Raw genomic sequence first — 21,074 nt, 5'->3', positions numbered from 1 at the left:
CAGATTCATCGCGGAATGCGGAGCATACCGGGAATAGAGGGAGGTGCGGTTTTGAGCGGAAAACGTGACCCATATGATATTGACTTTACGTCAACGACAGCCAGGGTTCCCTGGTACGATAAAATAATCCACAGCATGTATGGGGCGTACAGCTTCCAGATATCCTGGGTGATCTTCGGATATTATCTCGTATATTTCTATACAGACGTTGTAGGTTTAAGTGCAACCGTTGCCGGCACGATCATGCTTGCAGCAAGGTTCGCGGACTGCTTTACGGACCTGTGGGTAGGCTATATGCTGGATAATGTCTGTTACCGGTGGGGCCGTTACCGTTCCTGGGCAATCTTCGGAATTGCCCCGCTGTTTCTTCTGTTTGTCGGAATTTTCACCGCACTTCCTGCAGAGAGTACCGGTCTGAAAATTGCATGGGCGGCTATATGCTATGGATGTTTCGGATCCATCGGCGCAACATTTTCCTTTATGCCTCAGATCGCACAGTTCTGTAATATGACAAGGAATCCGCGGGAGAGGGAGACGATCGCAGTGATAAAAAGCGTCTGCACCAATCTGGCACAGGTTGTTGCTGCATCGCTGTTCCTACCGCTTGTAGACCTTTTTGGCGGAAACAGCGGGGATCCGGCGCGCGGGTACTTTTGGGCTGCAGTGACCATCGGACTGTCCGTCATGCTGTTCCAGATACTGAACGTATGTATGAGCAGAAAATACGAATTGAACAAGGACGGATCCTGCCGGGAACATCTCCGCCAGGTAGAGCATGAAAATCTGTCCGCACAGCTGAAAAGCTTCGGCAGGAACCGCCCGGCGATCATTCTGCAGTGTGGGGAGATTCTTAAGCAGGTGATGCAGGCGATCAAGAACGGCATGGTCATCTACGTGTTTACATATTATCTGGGAATCAAAAGATTCTATTCCGTAGCAATGTTTGCCTTTACTGTCGCTTTGATGGCAGGCGTATTCTTTATGAAGCCGCTGATCCGGATGTTCCGGGATACGGGAAGGGCTTATCAGTTCTGCATGGCGGCCAGCGCCGGGTGCAGCATCCTGCTCTTTGTCATGTGCCGGTGATACGGGCCGGGCGTTGCAGGGAATTCTATGCAGTTCGGGCCGCTGTTCGCGGTGTTTGTCCTGAACGGTATATTCAGCGGTGCATATTATTCATTTTCCAATGTTATGATACCTGCTACAGTTGATTATGGAGAATGGAAAAACGGAAAAGGACAGGCCGGAATCATTTCCGCGATCAATGGTTTCTGCATTACAGTCGGCGCAGCGCTGGGAGCACAGATCATGGGAATCCTCCTGGACAGTTCCGGATATGTGGCAAATAAAGCGCAGACAGATTCCACATTGAACTGGCTTTTGATCCTGGCGTTTGTGATTCCGGCAGTAGTGACGGTGATTCATTTTTTACTGCAGATGTTTTACGGGCTGAATGACAAAAAACTGGATGCCTGCATGCGGGAAGTCAGGGCAAGAAATAAGAATAATGTGATTTGAAGAAAGGAGAGTTTCGATGACAACTCTTGAAAAAGATAAACAATATTTAATACAGTGTTATACAACTGACGATATCGTATTTACCAATGGAAAAGGAATGTATATGTATGATGAGGCCGGCAAAAAGTATCTGGATTTTTCCGGACAGTTTTCGGCCTGTACATTGGGCCACGGCAATGAAGAGCTAATAGAGGCTTTGAAGGAGCAGCTGGAAAAGCTGGTGTCAGTAACATCCTGTTTTGCCACCGAAGAGAGGGCGGCGCTGGCGGAAAAGATGGCAGAGATATCGCCGGAAGGCCTGGACAAAGTCATGTTCGGATGCACAGGCTCCGATGCCAATGAATTTGCCCTGAAACTGGCAAAATACTACAGGGGCGGAGGCAGAGTGATTTCCTTCAGAAGAGGGTTCCACGGTTCAACGGCGGGAGCGGCGGCAGCTACCGGCAAGTCAGAGATGATCCAGGAAAACTCCGGTATATCAGAACTGCTTCCCAGAGGCTTTGTCCATTCTGCACCGCCCTACTGCTATCACTGTGATTTTGGAAAAGAGCCGGGTACCTGCGGCCTGCAGTGCCTCAAATACCTGGAGCAGACCATGCTGCACGAGGGCGGGGACAGGATAGCCGCTGTAATCTCAGAACCGATCTTTGCTGCCGGTGGAGTGATTGTTCCCCCACCGGGATTCTGGAAGGGTGTGCGGGAACTGTGTGACAAATTTGGTGCGCTTTTGATCTTTGACGAGGTTGTTACAGGAATCGGACAGACGGGAACAATGTTTGCATGTCAGTATGAAGATGTGACCCCGGATATCCTGGTGACGGGAAAAGGGCTGACCAGCGGGTACGTGCCAGGCTCTGCAGTCCTCTGCCGCAGTGAGATCGGTGAGGCGATGAGCCAGATCAGCCTTCATGGGCACACACATTCCTGCTATCCATTGACCTGCCGCAGTGCACTGAAGAACATTGAGATTATCGAGAGGGACAATCTGGTAGAGAACAGCCGTGTAACCGGAGAATATCTCCATAAAAAGCTGCTCGGTCTCAAAGAAAAATATGATGTCATCAAAGATGTGCGCGGACGAGGGCTTCTGCAGGGCATAGAAATAGAAGGCAGCAGCCATGCGGATAAATATGTTCTGGGACAGGAGCTGTATGAGACGATGCTGCAAAGCGGCCTGATTACTGAACTGGAGAGCCGTAAGAACCTGGAGAACGTAGTAATCGTTATGCACCCCGCGTTGATTACATCCAGGGAAAATGTGGACGAAGCAGTTGAAATCATTGACAAATCTCTGCAAAGCTGTATAAAATGATTTTTAATAGCATCTTATGAATTAAAAAAGTAACGATGATTCTTAAAAAAATAGAAGCAGAGGGAGTCACACATAAAATGGCGGCAGAAAAAAAACAGGTTCTGACAGTAAAGAATATCAGAAATGTAAACACAGAAAATATATTGCAAAGTATCATACGAAACAATAATACGACAAGGAGCATCCTTGCCAAAGAGAATAATATCAGTCTGATGACTGTAAAACATGTTGTGGACGATTTAATTGCCGCCGGATTTCTTGTGGAAAAAAACTCTTCGAACGCAGATGTGGGAAGAAATCCCAAAGTGCTTGAAATGACAGAGGAATACGGGAATATTGTATGCGTGAATCTTACCTCTGAGGATGAGATCAGCTTTCTGATCTATGACATCTATCAGAATCTGCTGACAGAAAGGTGTCTGGCCTTTAGCGGACAGGACTATAAAGCAGAACTGCTGGCGGTGATAAAGAAAATAAAAGAAGAATTAGCAGGGATAGCTGCAAGAACCGTCGGCATAGCAGTGTTTGTGCCGGGTGCCTATGACAGTGAGGCGGATCAGGTGAACTATGACCTGATACCGGCATTTAAACAACTGCATATCAGGGAACTCTTCGAAAACGAGTTTGCAATCAAGAATATACAAATTCTTCACGACGTTTTTGCAGCGGCCAGATCCGAATATGACAGCCTGAACCCGGAAATGGAAAGCCAGTTTTATTTCTACTGCGGCTATGGTGTGGGCGGATTCTTTATCCACAAAAACGAGGCTGTTGAAGGAGCGGGGAATATGGCGGGAGAAGTGGGGAAAATGCTTGTATCCATGGATGGATATGGGGATAACTATGTTACTCTGGAAGAGATTGTCTCGATTTCAGCCGTGAAAAAAAGGATGAAGGAATATGGACTCGATATTTCTTTTACGGAACTGCTCGTGCTGCATCAGGAACAGGATGCGCTGGCAGTTGAGATTATGACGCCGGTACTAAAGACAATTTCCAAGGTGCTTTACAATCTGCTGTGGGTATATAATCCGACCAGGATCGTGGTAGACAGCAGCCGGGATGGATACAGCAAACTGATAACAGAACATTTTCAGACGTTTCTGGAAGATATGAAAAATGACGCAATTCCGATACATGCAGAGATCAGGGCGGCAAAGTATGACGAATATCATATGATGCGCGGATGTTTCTACATGACAAGAAATGCATGGATAGAAGAGACGGCAGATTCCATACAATAAAGAACAAAGTGGGCAAGCCCGCAGGGGCTTCCCAACCCCTCACTCATGAGGGGCTTGCACACTTTGGCGCCGCCGCGATGCCGCTTTGCGGCTATATACCTTATCGCGGCGTGTGCATCCCGCCCGGAGGGCTTTTTATATAATAGGAAAGGGCAGAGCACTTTCCTATTATATAAAAACAGACAGGGCACATATGTTTCATAGGAATATGTGCCCTGTCTGTTTTCATCAATGGATGTGTTGTTTAATCGCATCAAAGCTTTCTTTACTTATCACATGCTCGATCTTGCATGCATCGTCGGCCGCTGTATCCTGGTCTACTCCCAGGCGTACAAGCCATGCGGTCAGAAGTTCGTGTCTTTCATAGATCATTTCGGCAATTTCCCTGCCAGTTTCCGTCAGAGTAATAAACCCCTCTTTTGACACCGTGATATGCTCATTTTCCCGAAGATGCTTCATTGCAACGCTGACACTGGACTTCTTAAACCCCAGTTTTTCTGCAATATCTATAGAACGCACCGCTGGTTGTGCTTTGCTCAGGATCAGGATGGTTTCCAGATAGTTTTCAGCGGATTCATTTGTTTTCATAGGCATTTAATTTACCTCCGTATTTTTGTAAATAATCGTAACAGTTCAGGTCTGCCTAAAGTGTTACAAATAATCTTTGGATATTGGATATATGTTAACATATTTTACTGTACAGGGCAATCAGATTATAAAAACCATATATTTATTATGTGTTACTGTTCCCAGGCAGGCCTGTAAACAGTAACTTTTTTATGTTACAAATACACTAGTTAAATGAAATACCTTATGCTAAAATTAATATACAGCATTATATTTCTAATTATTCTAAGTGGCATCCGTCACATCTGAAGCAAATCTTCCTAATATTAGGAAATCAACCATGGAAATCTCAATGCTTGCAAACCCACAAGAACAGCAGCGAGGTTTCATAAGACTGGATAAGGTTTTTAAACCTCCTGCGCCAAAAACAAAGGAGGTACTATGAGTATTACCGAACAAACAAAACCAAACCGTAATTATAAGTCCAGATTATTTGGACTGGTATTCAGTGACAGGAATGAGCTGCTGAAGTTGTATAATGCGATGAACACAACAGACTATGAAGACCCGGAATTATTAGAGATCAATACCTTGGAGAATGCAATTTATTTGTCCATGCATAACGATGTATCTTTTATCATTGACTCAAGGCTTGCACTATAGTAAGAACAGAGCGGAGGCGAAAAGCGTGAGTATTTATGAATACGATGAAGAAAAACATATGCGCCAGGAAAGAGAAGCCAGCAGAGAAGAGGGAAGAATCGAAGGTAAAATAGAAGGTGCTGAAAGTGTACTTGAACTGACAAGGCTGCTTATAGAGGCTGGGAGATTTGAGGATTTAAAACGTGCGACTGCAGACAAAGAATTTTGTGAAAGTTTATTTAAAGAATTTCAAATATTCGGGGTTTAGCGACGAGCTTTAGCCTCGGCGCGGATGGGGGACGTGAATGACGAGGTGAGCCCAAAACCGTAGCAGCGGATGGAACAGAATTAGTGGTTCGTTAGATCCCATACATAAAATCTTTAAAATCAATGTAAGCAGAATGCATGATACGCATACCCAACTTCATCCGCCTCCCCCGTCTCGGGCTCCCAACCTGGGAACGTGTTTTTTACTGCCGGTCGGATGAACCAGCCAAGCGAGCTGTAAGCCGCAAGTCCTCCGGCCTGTATGGTCGGTTTAAAACGCCTTATAGCGGACGATTAGAAGCTCTTAGAGCTTCTTCGTTAAGCGGTCAGGATTTTAAACCGACCATACAGGCCGGAGGAGTTGCGGCTTACAGTTTGCTTGGCGTCCCCCATCCGCGTCTAAAGCTAGTCGCTGAATCCCGATTCATAAAAGTGCTTGACAAATACTGGGAGTTAGATTATACTAACCTTGTAAATGAAAAGTATTATCAACTATTCCAAAGAAAGAAGATGAAAAGTGATGCCATTGACAATGATGAGAGAAGGCGAGCCCAATGTTATCCGCAAAGTCGGAGGTAAGGAAGAGACCAGGAGATTTCTGGAGAACCTTGGTTTTGTTGCCGGTGGGACAGTTACGGTTGTCTCAGTAATCGGAGGAAATATGATTGTTAACGTAAAAGAATCCAGGGTTGCCATTGGCAGGGATATGGCGAATAAAATCATGGTTGGCTAAAGGGAAGGAGAAACAAGATAATGAAGACATTAAAGGAGATACCGTGCGGTGAGACGGCCAGGGTGACGAAACTGACTGGTGAAGGCCCGGTAAAGAGACGTATTATGGATATGGGAATCACAAAAGGTGTGGATGTTTTCGTGAGAAAGGTAGCGCCCCTGGGCGATCCTCTGGAGATCACAGTCAGAGGGTATGAGCTGTCTGTGCGCAAAGCAGATGCGGAGATGATTCTGGTTGAATAGATCATAGCGGACATTTCTGCATCTAATTTTTCACCTGCTGGTTAGCGGTGACTAATTCAAGGGCAGACTTGAAAGAATATAGAACACAATAAGTTGATTAGCTTGAATTGTTGTCAGGAGGAAAGGGTAAAATGGCTATTAAAATTGCTTTGGCAGGAAATCCGAACTGCGGAAAAACGACATTGTTTAACGCTCTGACCGGTTCCAATCAGTTTGTAGGGAACTGGCCGGGGGTTACGGTTGAGAAAAAAGAAGGAAAACTGAAAGGGAATAAGGATGTTATCATCATGGACCTTCCGGGTATCTACTCCCTCTCACCGTACACACTGGAGGAAGTAGTTGCAAGAAATTATCTTATCAATGAAAAGCCGGATGCGATACTGAATATTGTAGACGGAACGAATATTGAAAGAAATCTCTATCTGTCCACACAGCTCATGGAACTGGGAATACCGGTTGTTATGGCAGTAAATATGATGGATGTGGTCGAGAAGAGCGGAGACAAGATACATATTGATAAGCTGAGCAAAAAACTGGGCTGCGAAGTCGTTGAAATATCAGCGCTGAAGGGAAATGGAGTTACAAAGGCTGCAGAGAGGGCTGTGAAGATTGCAAAGAGCAGAAATGCAGCGCCTCCGGTTCACAAATTTGCACCGGAGGTAGAAGATATACTGAATCTGGTGGAGAACAAAATCGGCAGCGGCGTACCGGAGGACCAGAAGAGGTTTTTCGCGATCAAGCTTCTCGAGAAGGATGACAAGATTTCTTCCCAGATGAAGTTTGTACCCGATGTTAAGGAAGAGATCAATGCCATAGAAAAAGAGATGGATGATGATACCGAGAGCATTATTACAAATGAAAGGTATGTTTATATTTCTTCTATTATAGATGAGTGCTATACTAAGAGCAGCCGAGGAAAGATGACGGTTTCCGACAAGATCGACAGAATTGTTACAAACCGGTTTTTGGCGCTTCCGATTTTTGCGGTTGTCATGTTTATTGTCTACTATGTGTCGGTCACAACGGTGGGCACCTGGGCTACGGACTGGGCAAATGACGGATTGTTCGGCGACGGCTGGAGCCTGTTCGGGCTGGAGGTCCCCGGCATCCCGGTTCTGATTGAATCCGGACTGAATGCGATCGGCTGTGCGGCATGGCTGCAGGGACTGATCCTGAATGGTATTGTAGCCGGTGTCGGTGCGGTGCTCGGGTTTGTACCGCAGATGCTTGTACTGTTTATCTTCCTTGCTTTCCTGGAGGCATGCGGATATATGGCCAGAGTTGCATTTATCATGGATAGAATCTTCCGTAAATTTGGACTTTCCGGAAAATCTTTTATCCCAATGCTTATTGGCAGCGGTTGCGGCGTACCGGGAATTATGGCATCCCGTACGATTGAGAATGACAGAGACCGCAAGATGACGATCATGACGACAACCTTCATTCCGTGCGGTGCGAAACTGCCGATCGTGGCACTGATCGCAGGCGCTTTGTTCGGCGGAGCCTGGTGGGTGGCGCCAAGCGCTTACTTCGTAGGAATTGCTGCGATCATCTGCTCCGGGATTATTTTAAAGAAAACAAAAATGTTTGCAGGCGATCCGGCTCCGTTTGTTATGGAACTTCCGGCATATCACCTTCCAACTGTGGGAAATGTACTTCGCAGCATGTGGGAACGCGGTTGGTCCTTTATCAAAAAAGCCGGAACCATCATCCTGCTCTCCACGATCCTGGTATGGTTTACTTCCTACTTCGGATGGATCGACGGTCAGTTCAGAATGCTTGAAGATATGGAATTAGATCACAGCATCCTGGCGGCAGTTGGCAACGGAATCGCTTGGATATTCACTCCGCTTGGATGGGGAGACTGGAGATCAGCGGTTGCGGCAATCACTGGCCTGGTAGCAAAGGAAAATGTAGTCGGTACATTCGGTATCCTCTATGGCTTCGCGGAAGTGGCAGAGGAAGGAAACGAAATCTGGGGATCACTTGCAGGAAGCATGACCGCAGTTGCAGCATATTCCTTCCTTGTATTCAACCTCCTGTGTGCACCATGCTTTGCAGCAATGGGCGCGATTAAGAGAGAGATGAACAACGCAAAATGGTTCTGGTTTGCAGTAGGATATCAGACACTGCTCGCATATGTAGTTGCACTCTGTGTATATCAGATCGGAACATTTATTACGGCGGGAACCTTTGGCGTTGGAGTTGTTGCGGCAATTATTCTTGTGATTGGATTTGTTTATCTGTTAGTAAGGCCATATAAAGAGAGTAAAACGTTAAAAGTTAACACAAAGAATCTGGCAAGAGCCAAGTAACAAAGAATTCAGGAACCGATATTCAGCCGGTTCCTGTATGAAAGGAGGCAGCTTCTATGGGAACACTTCTGGCGGGAGCTATCGTAGTGGGTGCGGTTGCACTTGTAATCCGCGGCATGATACGGGATAAAAAGAACGGTAAATCAATTCAGTGCGGCGGGGACTGTAAACATTGCGGAGGTCATTGTGGAAAGTAAAGAGTTGATCATTGAGAAACTAAAAGAGAACGGATGCAGGATTACGAAGCAGCGTCTCGTGTTAATCGATATCATTCTGGAAGATGAATGTCAGAGCTGCAAGGAAATTTATTATAAAGCAGCCCAGATCGACCATAAGATCGGCATGGCAACGGTATACAGAATGGTGAACACCCTGGAAGAAATCGGGGCAATGAACCGGAAGCTGGTACTCATTCTCTGAGACAGGAGAAAAGGTACGGCTGCCTGTATGAACAGGACGCTTCTGCCTCTGCGGCATTATAAAACAATTATAGCGCTTAATGAGAGACACTCCCACTAAGCGCTTTTAAATTGGGATAAAAAGGAAATGTATGATCAAAAAGAGGTGAATATGAAAAAGATTATCAATGGTATATTTATTGCGCTGGGATTTTTTTTTGTCGGACTGGGGGTCGTGGGGATTATCCTTCCGCTTCTTCCGGCAACTCCGTTTCTGATACTGGCGGCGGTCTGCTTTGCCAGGGGTTCAGAAAAGTTTCACACATGGTTTTTGTCAACCATAATGTACCAGAAATATGTAGAGCCAGCCGTGAACAAGAAAGAGATGGAGAAGGCTGCAAAGAAAAAAGCGCTCGGTACACTGTGCCTGATCTTTACAATCAGTTTTCTGATCGTGCCTGTATGGCAGGCAAAAGCGGTGATTCTTGCGGTTGCTCTGTTCCACATCTATTATTTTACTTTTAAAATCAAGACGGCAAAGAGCGAGAACAGGGAGATCGCAGTAAATGAATAATAAGACAGATGCCGGGAAAAAGCGCAGGCAGGAGATGGAGATGCTGGATGCCATGATCTCCATTTACTGCAGGGGAAATCATCATACAAAAGAAGAACTGTGCCCCTCATGCGAAAGCCTGAGGGAATACGCACTGAAACGGACAGAAAAATGCCCGTTTATGGAGACTAAAACGTTCTGCAGCGCTTGCACAGTACACTGTTATGCACCAAAGATGCAGGAGCAGATCAGGCTGGTTATGCGGTATGCGGGACCCAGAATGCTGCTGGTACACCCGGTACTGGCGGTCCGCCATGTGATGGTTACACTGAAAGAAAAGCGAAAGGGAGCGGCACATCAATGAAAAAGTATGGTGAGGTTTTGTTTTATATTGTAACAGTGATTATGGTTCTTTCCGGATTTTTAATCCACCCCCTGGGAGGCGTGATGGCGGTGAAAATCCTACATAAGATGTCAGGACTCGTATTCTGTATCTTCCTGATCGGTCATATCACGCGTTATGGGAGAAGAATCAGAAAGGGGAAAAAAGCACATGTTTCATAAACGGTTATTAAAAGAGTTTCGGGATAATCAAAAATATGTCGCCGGCATGGTAGCCGCACAGTGGGGCATCCTGCTTGCGAATGTAATTCTTATGCTGGCAGCAGCTGATTTTATAGGTGATATGAGGACGGGCAGCCTGGAGACAGCCGGCATCTGGCGGATGCTATTGATTCTGGCAGCAGTGCTTCTGGTCAGGGGGATCATGAATTCTCTGAACAGCAGGTTCTCATATCGGGCGTCCACGGAAGTCAAACGCCGCCTTCGGGAGAAAGTCTATGCAAAGCTGATGGAACTGGGCGGCAGGTACAGAGATACGATTGCAACCTCCGAGGCAGTCCAGATCAGTACGGAAGGCGTGGATCAGCTGGAGATCTATTTCGGGAAGTATGTACCGCAGTTCTTTTACAGCCTGCTGGCCCCGCTGACCCTGTTTGTGATCGTGGGAACCATGAACATGAAGGCAGCAGTTGTCCTGCTTCTGTGTGTGCCGCTGATTCCACTTTCCATCGTGGCAGTACAGAAATTTGCAAAGAAAATGCTGAACCGCTACTGGGAGACGTACACGGAACTGGGGGATTCTTTTTTAGAGAACCTCCAGGGGCTGACCACTCTGAAAATCTATCAGGCGGATGACAGATATGCCAGGAAAATGGATGAGGAAGCAGAAAAGTTCAGGAAGATCACTATGCGTGTGCTGATTATGCAGCTGAATTCGATCAGTGTCATGGATCTGGTCGCATACGGGGGCGCCGCAGCGGGAATCATTCTGGGTATCCTGGAATTTGGAAAAGGAAGGATCAGCCTGGAGGAGTGTTTCTTCATGATCATGATATCGGCCGAGTTTTTCCTGCCCCTGCGCCTGCTTGGATCTTTCTTTCACATAGCCATGAACGGTAACGCAGCGGCGGATAAGATCTTCCTGCTTCTGGATGCACCTGTGCCGCAGAAGGGGACGGTCTGTCGGACGGAAGGCAATGAGGTCCGCTTTCAGGATGTATCCTTTGGCTACGATGAGGAAAAGCAGGTGCTAAAGGGCGTCAGTTTTGAAGTGCCCCAGAAGGGATTCACAGCGCTGGTAGGCGAATCCGGATGCGGAAAGAGCACCATCGCATCTCTTCTGATGCAGGATCACGTGTCATATAAGGGAGACGTCACCGTCGGCGGCGTCAGCATCCGTGATCTGGCTGAGGAGACGCTTTACAGCAAGATTACCAGGATCCGTCATGACAGTTACCTGTTCAAGGGCACGGTCATGGAGAACCTGCGGATGGGCAGGGAAGACGCATCGGAGGCAGAGATGCTGGATGTGCTCAGACAGGTCAGCCTGTATGAAACTGTGATGGAAAAAGGAGGACTTTCTATGCAGCTGGATGAGAAGGCATCGAACCTGTCCGGCGGCCAGAAACAGCGCCTCGCCCTGGCACGCGCCATACTGCACGACAGCGATATCTATATCTTTGACGAAGCGACGTCCAACATTGATGCAGAAAGCGAGAACCAGATCATGAAGGTCATTCACGGGCTTGCGGGCACGAAAACAGTATTTTTGATTTCCCACAGGCTGGCAAATGTGACTGGCGCAGACCAGATTCTGATGATCAGGGAGGGCCGGATTGCGGAGCAGGGCACCCATGCGGAGCTGATGAAGATGCAGGGAGACTACGCAAGGCTTTATACAGGCCAGAAAGAACTGGAAAAATATACAGGAGAGGGGGCGGCATAATGGGACATAAAGAAGAAAAAACAAGGAGTTCATTCCAGGTGATGGCCGGGCTGATTGGTATGGTTAAACCGCTTTTGGGTCTTATGGCGCTGGCGGTCCTTATGGGATGTATAGGGAATCTTGCCGCCACATTCCTGACCGTTTTTGGGGGATATGGCCTGCTGTCCGCGGCGGGGCTTTACGATGGAAAACCATTTTATATGATCGCAGCCGTTTTGATTATATTCGCTGTATTCAGAGGGATTCTGCGCTATGCGGAGCAGTCATGCAATCATTACATCGCATTTAAACTGCTGGCTAGAATCCGCCATAAAGTTTTTGCATCCCTTAGAAAGCTGGCGCCGGCGAAACTGGACGGCAGCGGGAAGGGAAACTTGATATCGATTATTACCAGTGATATTGAACTGCTGGAGGTGTTTTATGCCCATACCATTTCACCGGCTGCCATTGCGGTGATTACATCGGTCTTTATGACCATATTCATCGGGCTTCAGCATCCTGGGGCAGGCGCGCTTGCTCTTGTGTCCTATGCGGCAGTGGGTGTGGTAATCCCCCTGTTAAACGGGAAAAAAGGAAAAGACAGCGGACAGAAGTACCGGGATTCTTTTGGTGAGCTGAACACTGCCGTGCTGGATAATCTTTACGGGCTGGAAGAGCTGCTGCAGTATGGACAGACCAAGAAGCGCATGGAGAAGATGGCGGAGCAGACAGAAGAACTGGAAAAGACCAGTAAAGGGCTGAAAAAAGATGAAAACGTGCAGCGGATTTCCACAGACACGGTGATTCTTGCCGCCGGGATTCTCATGCTGGTTCTCTGCGGTCTTCTTATCCGCGGGGGCAAAATGGAGTTTTACCAGGGTGTAACAGCGGTCATTGCTATGATGAGTTCCTTTGGCCCTACGGCGGCATTATCTGCACTGTCAAACAACCTGAATCATACACTTGCAAGCGGAAACCGCGTTCTTAATATCCTGGAGGAGAAGCCTGCTGTAGAAGATGTGATAGCCGGCGCAGCGCTGGGCGAAGGCGCCGCCTGCTGCCGTGATATCAGTTTCCGGTATCAGGAGGAGCAGGATGGCGTTCTGGAGAACTTTAACGCTGATTTTGAACCTGGTAAAATCCATGGGATATTCGGAAAAAGCGGCTGCGGGAAGTCTACCCTGCTGAAGCTGATGATGCGCTTTTACGAGACGGATCAGGGGAAGATTACCTATGGAACTGAAAACGTGAACAACATCCGGACGAATTCCCTGCGCCGCGGCATGTCCTATGTGACACAAGAAACATTTCTGTTCCATGATACGATCGAAAATAATATCAAGATTGCGGATGAGAATGCCACCAGGCAGGAAGTGGAGGAGGCGGCAAAGAAAGCGTCCATCCATGAATTTATCATGTCGCTGCCCAAAGGGTATGAAAGCAGGCTGACAGAGCTTGGAGACTGTATATCCGGCGGGGAGAAGCAGCGGATCGGGATTGCCAGGGCCTTTCTGCACAAAAGCCGGATGATACTGCTGGATGAACCTACCAGCAACATTGACAGCCTGAACGAAGGCATCATACTGAAGAGCCTGAAAAAAGAGAAAGAAGGGAAATTGATTCTGCTTGTCTCTCACAGAAAATCTACAATGGGGATTGCTGACAAAGTAGTGCAGATGTAGGAAACGATAAAATTTCCCGACAACGAAAGTCAGCCTTGCATTTGAATGAAGAGAATGACATCTAATTGAGAAAAAGTTTCCGTATATGTTATTGATTTTTTGGATAAAACCGGTTATGATATATATAAGTTAGTTTAAACTAACTAAAAATGCAAAGCGTTAGAATATGAATCATAACATGGAAGAATTATGCAGAAAGTCAATAAGGAGGATTTTATGAGTATAGTAATAATTGGAGGACATGACCGTATGGTAGGTCAGTATAAAAAAATCTGTAAACAGTTCCACTGTAAAGCAAAGGTATTTACCCAGATGTCTGCGGCGCTGGGAAAACAGATTGGCAGTCCGGATCTGATCGTGCTCTTCACGAATACTGTATCCCATAAAATGGTGAAATGCGCTGTGGATGAGGCAGGAAGATGCAATGCAGATGTAATCAGATGCCACACAAGCAGTAAGAATGCACTCGAAGAAATATTAGGGGGCGTCTGTGGCAACGCATAATCACCAAGAATAGTTTATATGAAGATGGCGTTCGGATTATTGAAGTCCGGACGCTTTTACGTTGCAGTGATATTCGGCGGCCAAAGGGAGATAAGATTGTGTTTTCCATTTAGGTCTGATATAATAAATCCTGTTAATATGAACAATGTATAGAGAAAAGAGCTGAGAGAAACGCAGAAGAAGGAGGGATTACATTGCCATTTCCGATCTACCTTGGCTGGGGGCTTCTGGTGCCCGTCGTTTTATCCCTTCTTTTTGCCTGTTTATCAGAACACGCTATGAGTACTTTGGGATACAAGCAAAAGAATACGGTACTGAAGCGGATTTTGAACTATCTCCCCGCTTTTCTTTTGTTTTTCTTTTGGGGAATGGTCAATATTCCTCTGCCCTTGTTTTATATTTTGGCATATGGAGGGAAACTCTCCCGGCTGCTCCGCAACAGCCGGTATCGCTCCCAAGAACTTTTTCTGATTAATCTTACCCATTTGACAACTATGGCGCTGCATATGATTCTGGTTGGTACCATTTCACTGGCGACAGGGATACAGATGAACGAGCTTTTGCAGCAGCCCTCCTGGCGGATTGCCACAGCCGGCGTTGTATTGGCTGCGAATAGTTTGACTGCCTGGCTGATCCCGCGCTGGGGTATGATACTGGAGGTACTCCGCACGCAGTCGGAGAGCGAGGAAGTCCGGCCATTTATGATATTTCTCTGGTTCTGTAATATTTTCCTGCTGCTGGACAGCGTGCTGTGCATTGCAGATATCAGCTGGGGGCTGCTGCCGCTTTTTTTAGTCGGAAGCACGCTGCTGCTGGAGTTTTATCTGATCAGGTTCCTCAGTCATTTCTACCGGATTCTGAAGGTACATTATCTGGAGGAGGAGCACCATCATCTGATGGAAAGACTGGAAGAGCAGAATCGGACGGCTGCTGAACTCCGCAGTAAGATCGTTCTGGACTCAATGACCGGAATCTTTACACGGCGCTACGCCACGGAACGAATAGGATTTCTTCTGCAGGAGAAGGAACCGTTTTCTCTTGTATTTATAGATCTGGACCTCCTCAAACAGATTAATGACCGGGAGGGCCATCATGCAGGGGATCTCTACCTTATACGCTTTGCAAAAGAGCTTAGTTCCTGCCTGAGAAAGGCGGATGTATTTGCACGGGTAGGCGGGGATGAGTTTATTGTCATGCTGCCCGGATGTTCTCTGGAAGCAGCGGAAAAACGGATGAAATCCATACGTATACATATGGAGGAGCAATGCAGGCCCTCATTTTCTTTCAGTTACGGAATCGCTTTTGTTACAGACAATTATAACGGCAGCGTAGAACAAATCTTACACCGGGCTGATCAGGCGATGTATCTGGATAAACAAAAGAGGAACGGATCAGAGAGGAGAGAATGAGATGCTTTTGCTGATCACGGCTGCGGCTTATTACTATTTTAACTGGCAGTATTTTTCGATGGCCGGAAAGCTTCGTCAAATGCAGGAAAGACGCGTCCGGTTCGTCCTGCTCAGTTTTATCCTCAATTACCTGTTCTTCGTTGCCTGCAGTGTGTTAGAATTCCCATTAATTGTAAACTGGTTTCTGTTCGCGTTTCTTTTGTTTTTTGAAACGCTTATCTTCGGTAAAGGAGATGGAAAATGTGCGCTGTTCAGTACACTTACGGGGATTATCTATGGACTTTCGGCCAATATTTTCTGCCGAAGTATCATTGCGGTTATGTTGAATCTGCCTCTGCAGCGCTTTGATAACCATATAACGAATGCTGATAATCTGAAGGGGTTACCCGTGCTGTTGGGATTTCTATTGGCGGGCGCCATCATGCATGTATTCAGCACAGTATTTATTGAGCGGCTTCGCCTAATATTAAGCCATCCCCAGCATCATGCATTTCTGCTGGAAATGATGGCAGGACTCTTTTTTTATCTGTTCCTGAATCTGCTCCTGTACTCTACACCACTAAACGATCTGCTATTGAAGGTATGGAGCATCAAATCCTGTCTATTCAGCGTGATTGGGTTTTATATTGCCGTACGCTATACGGTCCGGATCTGTGAGCTGGACGACTATCGGGAGAAAAACTTGCATATAGAACAGGAACTGAGGGAGCAGGAGTGGGAAGCACAGTACCTGCGGCGGCAGGCGGCTATTGATTCTCTGACCGGGCTTTATAACAGGCAGTATGCGGAGGAAACCGTCAATGCAATGCTGGCAGAGGGCACCCGCTTTGCCTTATGCTTTCTGGACCTGGACGGCCTCAAAACTGTCAATGACCGACATGGACATGAGGAGGGGGACCGCTATATTCTGACAGCAGTCAGGGAGATCCGCAGTGTCTGTCGTAACAGCGACTCCCTGTTTCGCTATGGAGGCGATGAGCTTCTGCTTCTTCTTGCCGGCATGAGGGCAGAAGAGGCTGAGAAGAAGGCGGAAGCGATCAATGACAGGCTGCGAAATCTTGCAGAAGAAAGTGGATTTCCCTACCCGCTTTCTTTTAGTTATGGTATTGTTGAGAGTACGGAGATCTCCGATTGCGAGTTGCTGATCCGGGAGGCGGACCAAAAGATGTATGCGCAAAAAAGGAAAAAACGTATGGCGCGGGAGTAAAGATATTTAGATATAAAAGCAGCTTAGATATAAGACCCAAGTCTCTGTAAATGAAGTAAAATCAGGGCTGAGATCTACTATGGTGGATTTCAGCCCTGGCTTTTTTAAATACCTTGTGCTGCAGTTTTACTTCAGCCGCTTCTGTGATGGTAAAACAGGACAGTAAATAAAGAAAAATAAAAAAACAAGACAAGATAATTCAAATATTTAATATAAAAATTAAAATAATTAATATTTGTATTGAATAATCTAAACATAAGTGCTATATTATTAACAGAAAGGAAGTGGATATATGAAAAAAGTCATTAGCCAGTGCCCGGTCTGTGACGGGGAACTCAGTGTTGTGCGTTTGAAGTGTGCCAAGTGCGGGACAGTGATAGAAAATGATTTTACACTCAGCAAGTTTGACTACCTGTCGGCCGAGGAGCTGCATTTTACCGAGACATTTATCAAGTGCCGGGGAAACATCAAAGAAGTGGAAAAGGAACTGGGAATCTCTTATCCCACTGTGAGGGCGAAACTGGACGGCGTCATTCAAAGGCTTGGGTATGAGAAGGATGCGGCACAGGACGAAGAGATGCTCCTGCGGGAGGCTGTCCTTAAAGCATTGGAGCAGGGCGAGATCACCGCGGAGGAGGCGATCCGCAAGCTGAAGTAAGTAATAATAAGCAGGCAGGGGGAGCGGTAATACAAACTCTGCAGAAAGAATTCATGATAATAGACGAAAAATCGGAGGTCATTATGGACGAGAGATTAAGAATTTTAAAAATGGTGGAAGATCGTACGATAACCGCGGAGCAGGCGGCAGAGCTTATGAAAGCGATGGGAGTAGAGGCGGAGCAGACGACAGCTGTTGCGCACAGAAGCTATGACAAGAAGATGTTCCGCATCATTGTGGACAGTACTGCGGGAGATAAAGTAAACATCCAGTTCCCGGTTGGCGCAGTGAAAAAGGTGCTCAAGGCAACCGGAAAGCTTCCGCTGCCGGAACAGGAACTGCAGGGGATGGATTTATCTTCCATTATGGATGCCGTATCCGAGTGCCTGGATGAAGAGGTTGAAGGCGATTTTGTGAATGTCAGTGCGGCAGACGGTACTACAGTCAGAATCTATGTGGACAAATAGCAGGTAAGCGAGGATATGTATCATGATGGTAGTAGTCAGATCAAAAGATGTAAATCTTAGAATTCCGGTTCCCATGGGGATGGCGTCACTTGCGGTAAAAGTTATACCGGAAGCTGCTTTCCGGCAGATGCGCAGGGATGTGCCCCCGCCCTATGATGTGTTGATTACCAGACAGGTCCTTGTGATGCTGCTGGACGAATGCATGGATATACTGAAGGAAAATAAGGGACTCGAAGTAGTACATGTGGAGGCAGCAGACGGAACCTTTGTTTCTATTAAGCTGTAGGATTTTGTAGATATGAAGTGAAACAGAGACGTTTTACCGTTACTATGCATAGCCCATAGGCCGTGCATCGTAACGTTTTACCGCCCGAAGTATATGATCCTGCGGGGATTGTACACTCCGGGCGGTATTTTTCGATTGAAGATTATTATAAAAATGTCCCTGGTTAAACCACACCTTTAATATGGAAGATTTTCCAGAATTCTTAAAAATTTATTAGGATTTATGAAAGAAACGGATAGAAGAGGTGCAACTTTCCAAAAGTCTGTTATAATAGCAATAGACTGAAGAGAAAGGGAGACTGTTATGGGGAAAATATCCGGAAAAAGAAAACCGGTTGTACCACAATATGCGGTGTTCCCGCTGCTATCCTGTGTGATCCTGAACTTTATAGTTTATACCGGCACGGATTTGCTGGCGGGATCATGGAAACATTATGACTTAACGCTTCCCATAGACCGGGCGGTTCCTGTTATTCCGGGATTTGTTGCCGTCTATCTGGGGTGCTATGTGTTCTGGATTGTGAACTATATATTAATTGCACGGCAGGGGGAAGATCACTGCATCCGGTTTGTGACAGCGGATATGCTGTCCAGGCTGGTATGCGCATTTTTCTATCTCGTGCTTCCCACCACCAATGTCAGGCCGGTGCTGTCCGGCGGCGGGATCTGGGAGACGCTTCTGGGAATGGTGTACGGGGTGGATGACCCGACCAGGCTGTTCCCCTCCATCCACTGCCTTGTGAGCTGGTTCTGCTATATCGGTATCCGGGGGCAGAAGAATGTGCCGAAGGCATACCGAGCCTTTTCCTGCCTGTTTGCGCTGCTGGTCTGTGCATCCACGCAGTTTACAAAACAGCATTACATAGTAGATGTGATCGGAGGGATCCTGCTGGCTGAAGGTATGTACCGGGTGGCATTCCACACACAGCTGTACCGTTTTCCAAAACGGGTATTTGACATGCTGGACAGAAAATGTTTTCGCAGGCGGGTGACGTCTGCGGGAAAGCAGGTGGGCTGTGACGAGTAAAAAGAAAAAGATTGTAAATATCGTCTTTCTCCTGGTCGTATTTGCATTGACGATCTATAGTGTATTTAAAGGGGAGGACCTCCGGGCCGTGATTAAGGCCATCCTGCAGGTAAATCCATGGTATCTTCTTCCGGGAATACTGGGAGTGGTTGTATTTATCTGGGGAGAGTCCATCATCATCCATTATATGTTCGGAACGCTGGGGATCCGGGAGAAGAAGCGGACCTGCTTTTTGTATTCCTGCGTTGGGTTCTTTTTCAGTGCCATTACCCCGTCGGCCAGCGGCGGGCAGCCGATGCAGATATATTACATGCGGAAGAATAAAATTCCGGTTCCTGTCTCGACATTGGTGCTGATGATTGTTACAATTACATATAAGTCAGTATTAGTAGCTGTTGGATTGTTTGTCGCCTTTTTCCAAAGGGGATTTGTACATAAATACCTGGAAGGAATTCTGCCGGTATTCTACCTGGGGGTAGGGTTGAATGTGGCGTGCTGCATAGCTATGTCAATTCTGGCATTCCATCCGGCTCTGGCGAAGGGAATTATGATGCGGTGCCTGAGAATACTGGAGCGTATCCATATCATGAAGCACAAGCCGGAGAGAACTCAGAAGCTGGAGAATTCCATGGATCAGTATAACGCGACGGCAGCCTATCTGCGCAGCCATGCCAGAGTCATGGTCAATGTCCTTCTGATTACATTTTTTCAGCGATTCGCCCTGTTTTTTGTAACATGGTTTGTGTACAGGTCTTTTGGACTTCACGGGGCTCATATATATGATGTCGTTATGCTCCAGGCAGTGGTATCAGTATCGGTCGATATGCTGCCGCTTCCGGGAGGCATGGGAATCAGTGAGAATCTATTTTTGATTATCTTCAAAGGGGTATTTGCAGCGGGTCTTCTTCTGCCCGGGATGGTACTAAGCCGCGGAATTGCGTACTATGTACAACTGTTGCTCAGCGCGGGAATGACGCTGTTCGCGCATTTGACGATTGGCCAGAAGGCAGCAGATAAAATATAAACAAAGGAAAAGAGAGAAAACATGATTGGATTTTATAATTATACGGTGGTATTAACCTATACAAGCCTTGGCATATCCGTATTCGGGATGACGCAGGCGATTCACGGAAGATTTAAAACGGCTATTATCTGCCTGGCTTTATCCGGACTCTGCGATATGTTTGACGGGAAGATTGCCCGGGCAAAAAAGGACAGGACCGAGGACGAGAAAGCATTTGGGATTCAGATCGATTCCCTGTGTGATGTTGTCTGTTTTGGGGCATTTCCGGCATTGATCTGTTATCTGCTGGGCGTACGGGGGCCGATCGGTCTGGCAATTATTATCTTATATTGTATCAATTCCGTGGTCCGGCTTGCGTTTTTTAATGTAATGGAGGCTAAGAATGCCCTGGTATCGGAGGACGGGGAAAAGTTTTACCGGGGGCTTCCGATTACATCCATGGCCATTGTTCTGCCGCTGGTATTTATGATTCAGTTTTTCGTACCGGACTTTGTGTTTCGGATCTGCCTGCATCTGGCGCTTTTGGTCGTGGGCATCCTGTTTATCGTGAATTTTAAACTGAAAAAGCCGAAAAACATGACATTGGCGGTTATCGTGGGCGTTGTTGCCGCAGCGGTTGTGATTATGCTGTTCTTTACACGTTACAGAATCAGTTTTCACCCGGGCTGGCCCTGGATTGTAAGGCGGTAATGGAGAAACAAAACGCGTAGCTTAAACGAGAAGCTTACAGGAATACGGCAGAAAGGAAATCCCC

General features: G+C 46.8%; 23 protein-coding genes and 2 pseudogenes. 24 read left to right on the top strand and 1 reads right to left on the bottom strand.

Features of this window, described 5'->3' with window-relative positions; translation table 11 throughout:
• Window positions 1-15 precede the first annotated feature (15 nt).
• From ARB69_RS07640 to ARB69_RS07625, 3 genes and pseudogenes are all read left to right on the top strand, one after another.
• Window positions 16-1,518: pseudogene (locus tag ARB69_RS07640) on the top strand (MFS transporter).
• Window positions 1,519-1,534: 16 nt separating this feature from the next.
• Complete coding sequence (locus tag ARB69_RS07630) at window positions 1,535-2,830, top strand: aspartate aminotransferase family protein (RefSeq protein WP_055152419.1); 1,296 nt, start codon at window positions 1,535-1,537, stop codon at window positions 2,828-2,830.
• Window positions 2,831-2,907: 77 nt separating this feature from the next.
• The gene (locus tag ARB69_RS07625; RefSeq protein ID WP_055152417.1) at window positions 2,908-4,074 is read left to right on the top strand and encodes an ROK family protein; all 1,167 of its coding nucleotides are present in this window, start codon (window positions 2,908-2,910) and stop codon (window positions 4,072-4,074) included.
• A gap of 228 nt (window positions 4,075-4,302) precedes the next feature.
• On the opposite strand, the gene ARB69_RS07620 is transcribed toward ARB69_RS07625, so the two are convergent.
• Complete coding sequence (locus ARB69_RS07620; protein WP_050642706.1) at window positions 4,303-4,662, bottom strand: metal-dependent transcriptional regulator; 360 nt, start codon at window positions 4,660-4,662, stop codon at window positions 4,303-4,305.
• 420 nt (window positions 4,663-5,082) lie between these two features.
• Between ARB69_RS07620 and ARB69_RS28045 the strand changes: the two genes are divergently transcribed.
• The 21 genes and pseudogenes from ARB69_RS28045 to ARB69_RS07515 all read left to right on the top strand — a co-directional run bounded on the left by ARB69_RS28045 (window position 5,083) and on the right by ARB69_RS07515 (window position 21,010).
• Window positions 5,083-5,304, top strand: coding sequence for a hypothetical protein (locus ARB69_RS28045; RefSeq protein WP_055152415.1), 222 nt, complete (start codon window positions 5,083-5,085; stop codon window positions 5,302-5,304).
• Window positions 5,305-5,329: 25 nt separating this feature from the next.
• Window positions 5,330-5,551: a hypothetical protein gene (locus ARB69_RS28040; protein ID WP_055152413.1), complete on the top strand. Its 222-nt coding sequence runs from the start codon at window positions 5,330-5,332 to the stop codon at window positions 5,549-5,551.
• Window positions 5,552-6,067: 516 nt separating this feature from the next.
• Window positions 6,068-6,283, top strand: coding sequence for a FeoA family protein (locus ARB69_RS07605; protein WP_025655372.1), 216 nt, complete (start codon window positions 6,068-6,070; stop codon window positions 6,281-6,283).
• Window positions 6,284-6,303: 20 nt separating this feature from the next.
• Complete coding sequence (locus ARB69_RS07600) at window positions 6,304-6,525, top strand: FeoA family protein (RefSeq protein ID WP_050641300.1); 222 nt, start codon at window positions 6,304-6,306, stop codon at window positions 6,523-6,525.
• 131 nt (window positions 6,526-6,656) lie between these two features.
• Window positions 6,657-8,840: a ferrous iron transport protein B gene (gene feoB / locus ARB69_RS07595; protein ID WP_050641299.1), complete on the top strand. Its 2,184-nt coding sequence runs from the start codon at window positions 6,657-6,659 to the stop codon at window positions 8,838-8,840.
• A 56-nt stretch (window positions 8,841-8,896) separates the two neighbouring features.
• A complete protein-coding gene (locus ARB69_RS25915; RefSeq protein WP_035312429.1) occupies window positions 8,897-9,037 on the top strand; it encodes a FeoB-associated Cys-rich membrane protein in 141 nt (46 codons plus the stop codon).
• Window positions 9,027-9,242 (top strand): annotated as a pseudogene (locus ARB69_RS07585) (transcriptional repressor); the annotation flags it as partial. The gene ARB69_RS25915 and the pseudogene ARB69_RS07585, both read left to right, overlap by 11 nt.
• A gap of 168 nt (window positions 9,243-9,410) precedes the next feature.
• Window positions 9,411-9,812 (top strand): YbaN family protein, encoded by a 402-nt coding sequence (locus tag ARB69_RS07580; RefSeq protein ID WP_050641297.1) that lies wholly within the window; start codon window positions 9,411-9,413, stop codon window positions 9,810-9,812.
• Window positions 9,805-10,155, top strand: coding sequence for a nitrous oxide-stimulated promoter family protein (locus tag ARB69_RS07575; protein ID WP_050641296.1), 351 nt, complete (start codon window positions 9,805-9,807; stop codon window positions 10,153-10,155). The genes ARB69_RS07580 and ARB69_RS07575 overlap by 8 nt, the downstream gene beginning before the upstream one ends.
• Window positions 10,152-10,355: a hypothetical protein gene (locus ARB69_RS07570; protein WP_050641295.1), complete on the top strand. Its 204-nt coding sequence runs from the start codon at window positions 10,152-10,154 to the stop codon at window positions 10,353-10,355. Before ARB69_RS07575 ends, ARB69_RS07570 begins: the two co-directional genes overlap by 4 nt.
• Window positions 10,345-12,078: an ABC transporter ATP-binding protein/permease gene (locus tag ARB69_RS07565; RefSeq protein ID WP_055152411.1), complete on the top strand. Its 1,734-nt coding sequence runs from the start codon at window positions 10,345-10,347 to the stop codon at window positions 12,076-12,078. The genes ARB69_RS07570 and ARB69_RS07565 overlap by 11 nt, the downstream gene beginning before the upstream one ends.
• Window positions 12,078-13,739 (top strand): thiol reductant ABC exporter subunit CydC, encoded by a 1,662-nt coding sequence (gene cydC / locus ARB69_RS07560; protein WP_050641293.1) that lies wholly within the window; start codon window positions 12,078-12,080, stop codon window positions 13,737-13,739. The genes ARB69_RS07565 and cydC overlap by 1 nt, the downstream gene beginning before the upstream one ends.
• Window positions 13,740-13,955: 216 nt before the next feature.
• Window positions 13,956-14,243 (top strand): DUF2325 domain-containing protein, encoded by a 288-nt coding sequence (locus ARB69_RS07555; RefSeq protein ID WP_050641292.1) that lies wholly within the window; start codon window positions 13,956-13,958, stop codon window positions 14,241-14,243.
• 194 nt (window positions 14,244-14,437) lie between these two features.
• Window positions 14,438-15,652, top strand: a complete 1,215-nt coding sequence (locus ARB69_RS07550) for a GGDEF domain-containing protein (protein WP_055152409.1) — start codon at window positions 14,438-14,440, stop codon at window positions 15,650-15,652.
• A 1-nt stretch (window position 15,653) separates the two neighbouring features.
• Window positions 15,654-16,859 carry a GGDEF domain-containing protein gene (locus ARB69_RS07545; RefSeq protein WP_055152407.1) on the top strand — a complete coding sequence of 402 codons (1,206 nt, stop codon included), beginning with the start codon at window positions 15,654-15,656 and terminating at the stop codon, window positions 16,857-16,859.
• 292 nt (window positions 16,860-17,151) lie between these two features.
• On the top strand, window positions 17,152-17,517 hold the full coding sequence (locus ARB69_RS07540) for a DUF2089 domain-containing protein (protein WP_050641279.1): 366 nt from the start codon (window positions 17,152-17,154) through the stop codon (window positions 17,515-17,517).
• 83 nt (window positions 17,518-17,600) lie between these two features.
• Complete coding sequence (locus tag ARB69_RS07535; protein WP_050641278.1) at window positions 17,601-17,984, top strand: SHOCT-like domain-containing protein; 384 nt, start codon at window positions 17,601-17,603, stop codon at window positions 17,982-17,984.
• Window positions 17,985-18,006: 22 nt separating this feature from the next.
• Window positions 18,007-18,270: a hypothetical protein gene (locus ARB69_RS07530; protein WP_025655387.1), complete on the top strand. Its 264-nt coding sequence runs from the start codon at window positions 18,007-18,009 to the stop codon at window positions 18,268-18,270.
• Between the two features lie 303 nt (window positions 18,271-18,573).
• Entirely contained in the window at window positions 18,574-19,296 is a 723-nt protein-coding gene (locus ARB69_RS07525) for a phosphatase PAP2 family protein (protein ID WP_055152405.1), read from the top strand.
• Window positions 19,286-20,320, top strand: coding sequence for a lysylphosphatidylglycerol synthase transmembrane domain-containing protein (locus ARB69_RS07520; protein ID WP_055152403.1), 1,035 nt, complete (start codon window positions 19,286-19,288; stop codon window positions 20,318-20,320). The genes ARB69_RS07525 and ARB69_RS07520 overlap by 11 nt, the downstream gene beginning before the upstream one ends.
• Before the next feature lie 21 nt (window positions 20,321-20,341).
• Entirely contained in the window at window positions 20,342-21,010 is a 669-nt protein-coding gene (locus ARB69_RS07515; protein ID WP_050641275.1) for a CDP-alcohol phosphatidyltransferase family protein, read from the top strand.
• Window positions 21,011-21,074: the final 64 nt, after the last annotated feature.

The sequence above is a fragment of the Faecalicatena contorta genome (assembly GCF_001404335.1).
Lineage (GTDB): Bacteria > Bacillota > Clostridia > Lachnospirales > Lachnospiraceae > Faecalicatena > Faecalicatena contortus_B.
Note: the sequence above shows the minus strand (reverse complement) of the source record. Positions and strands in the feature narration are given on the sequence as shown.

What these genes read in the sequence shown, in the direction of transcription:
- ARB69_RS07630 (WP_055152419.1), top strand. Translation starts at nt 1,535, where the DNA reads ATGACAACTCTTGAAAAAGATAAACAATATTTAATACAGTGTTATACA.
- ARB69_RS07625 (WP_055152417.1), top strand. Translation starts at nt 2,908, where the DNA reads ATGGCGGCAGAAAAAAAACAGGTTCTGACAGTAAAGAATATCAGAAAT.
- ARB69_RS07620 (WP_050642706.1), bottom strand. Translation starts at nt 4,662, where the DNA reads ATGAAAACAAATGAATCCGCTGAAAACTATCTGGAAACCATCCTGATC.
- ARB69_RS28045 (WP_055152415.1), top strand. Translation starts at nt 5,083, where the DNA reads ATGAGTATTACCGAACAAACAAAACCAAACCGTAATTATAAGTCCAGA.
- ARB69_RS07600 (WP_050641300.1), top strand. Translation starts at nt 6,304, where the DNA reads ATGAAGACATTAAAGGAGATACCGTGCGGTGAGACGGCCAGGGTGACG.
- feoB (WP_050641299.1), top strand. Translation starts at nt 6,657, where the DNA reads ATGGCTATTAAAATTGCTTTGGCAGGAAATCCGAACTGCGGAAAAACG.
- ARB69_RS25915 (WP_035312429.1), top strand. Translation starts at nt 8,897, where the DNA reads ATGGGAACACTTCTGGCGGGAGCTATCGTAGTGGGTGCGGTTGCACTT.
- ARB69_RS07580 (WP_050641297.1), top strand. Translation starts at nt 9,411, where the DNA reads ATGAAAAAGATTATCAATGGTATATTTATTGCGCTGGGATTTTTTTTT.
- ARB69_RS07575 (WP_050641296.1), top strand. Translation starts at nt 9,805, where the DNA reads ATGAATAATAAGACAGATGCCGGGAAAAAGCGCAGGCAGGAGATGGAG.
- ARB69_RS07570 (WP_050641295.1), top strand. Translation starts at nt 10,152, where the DNA reads ATGAAAAAGTATGGTGAGGTTTTGTTTTATATTGTAACAGTGATTATG.
- ARB69_RS07565 (WP_055152411.1), top strand. Translation starts at nt 10,345, where the DNA reads ATGTTTCATAAACGGTTATTAAAAGAGTTTCGGGATAATCAAAAATAT.
- cydC (WP_050641293.1), top strand. Translation starts at nt 12,078, where the DNA reads ATGGGACATAAAGAAGAAAAAACAAGGAGTTCATTCCAGGTGATGGCC.
- ARB69_RS07555 (WP_050641292.1), top strand. Translation starts at nt 13,956, where the DNA reads ATGAGTATAGTAATAATTGGAGGACATGACCGTATGGTAGGTCAGTAT.
- ARB69_RS07545 (WP_055152407.1), top strand. Translation starts at nt 15,654, where the DNA reads ATGCTTTTGCTGATCACGGCTGCGGCTTATTACTATTTTAACTGGCAG.
- ARB69_RS07540 (WP_050641279.1), top strand. Translation starts at nt 17,152, where the DNA reads ATGAAAAAAGTCATTAGCCAGTGCCCGGTCTGTGACGGGGAACTCAGT.
- ARB69_RS07535 (WP_050641278.1), top strand. Translation starts at nt 17,601, where the DNA reads ATGGACGAGAGATTAAGAATTTTAAAAATGGTGGAAGATCGTACGATA.
- ARB69_RS07530 (WP_025655387.1), top strand. Translation starts at nt 18,007, where the DNA reads ATGATGGTAGTAGTCAGATCAAAAGATGTAAATCTTAGAATTCCGGTT.
- ARB69_RS07525 (WP_055152405.1), top strand. Translation starts at nt 18,574, where the DNA reads ATGGGGAAAATATCCGGAAAAAGAAAACCGGTTGTACCACAATATGCG.
- ARB69_RS07515 (WP_050641275.1), top strand. Translation starts at nt 20,342, where the DNA reads ATGATTGGATTTTATAATTATACGGTGGTATTAACCTATACAAGCCTT.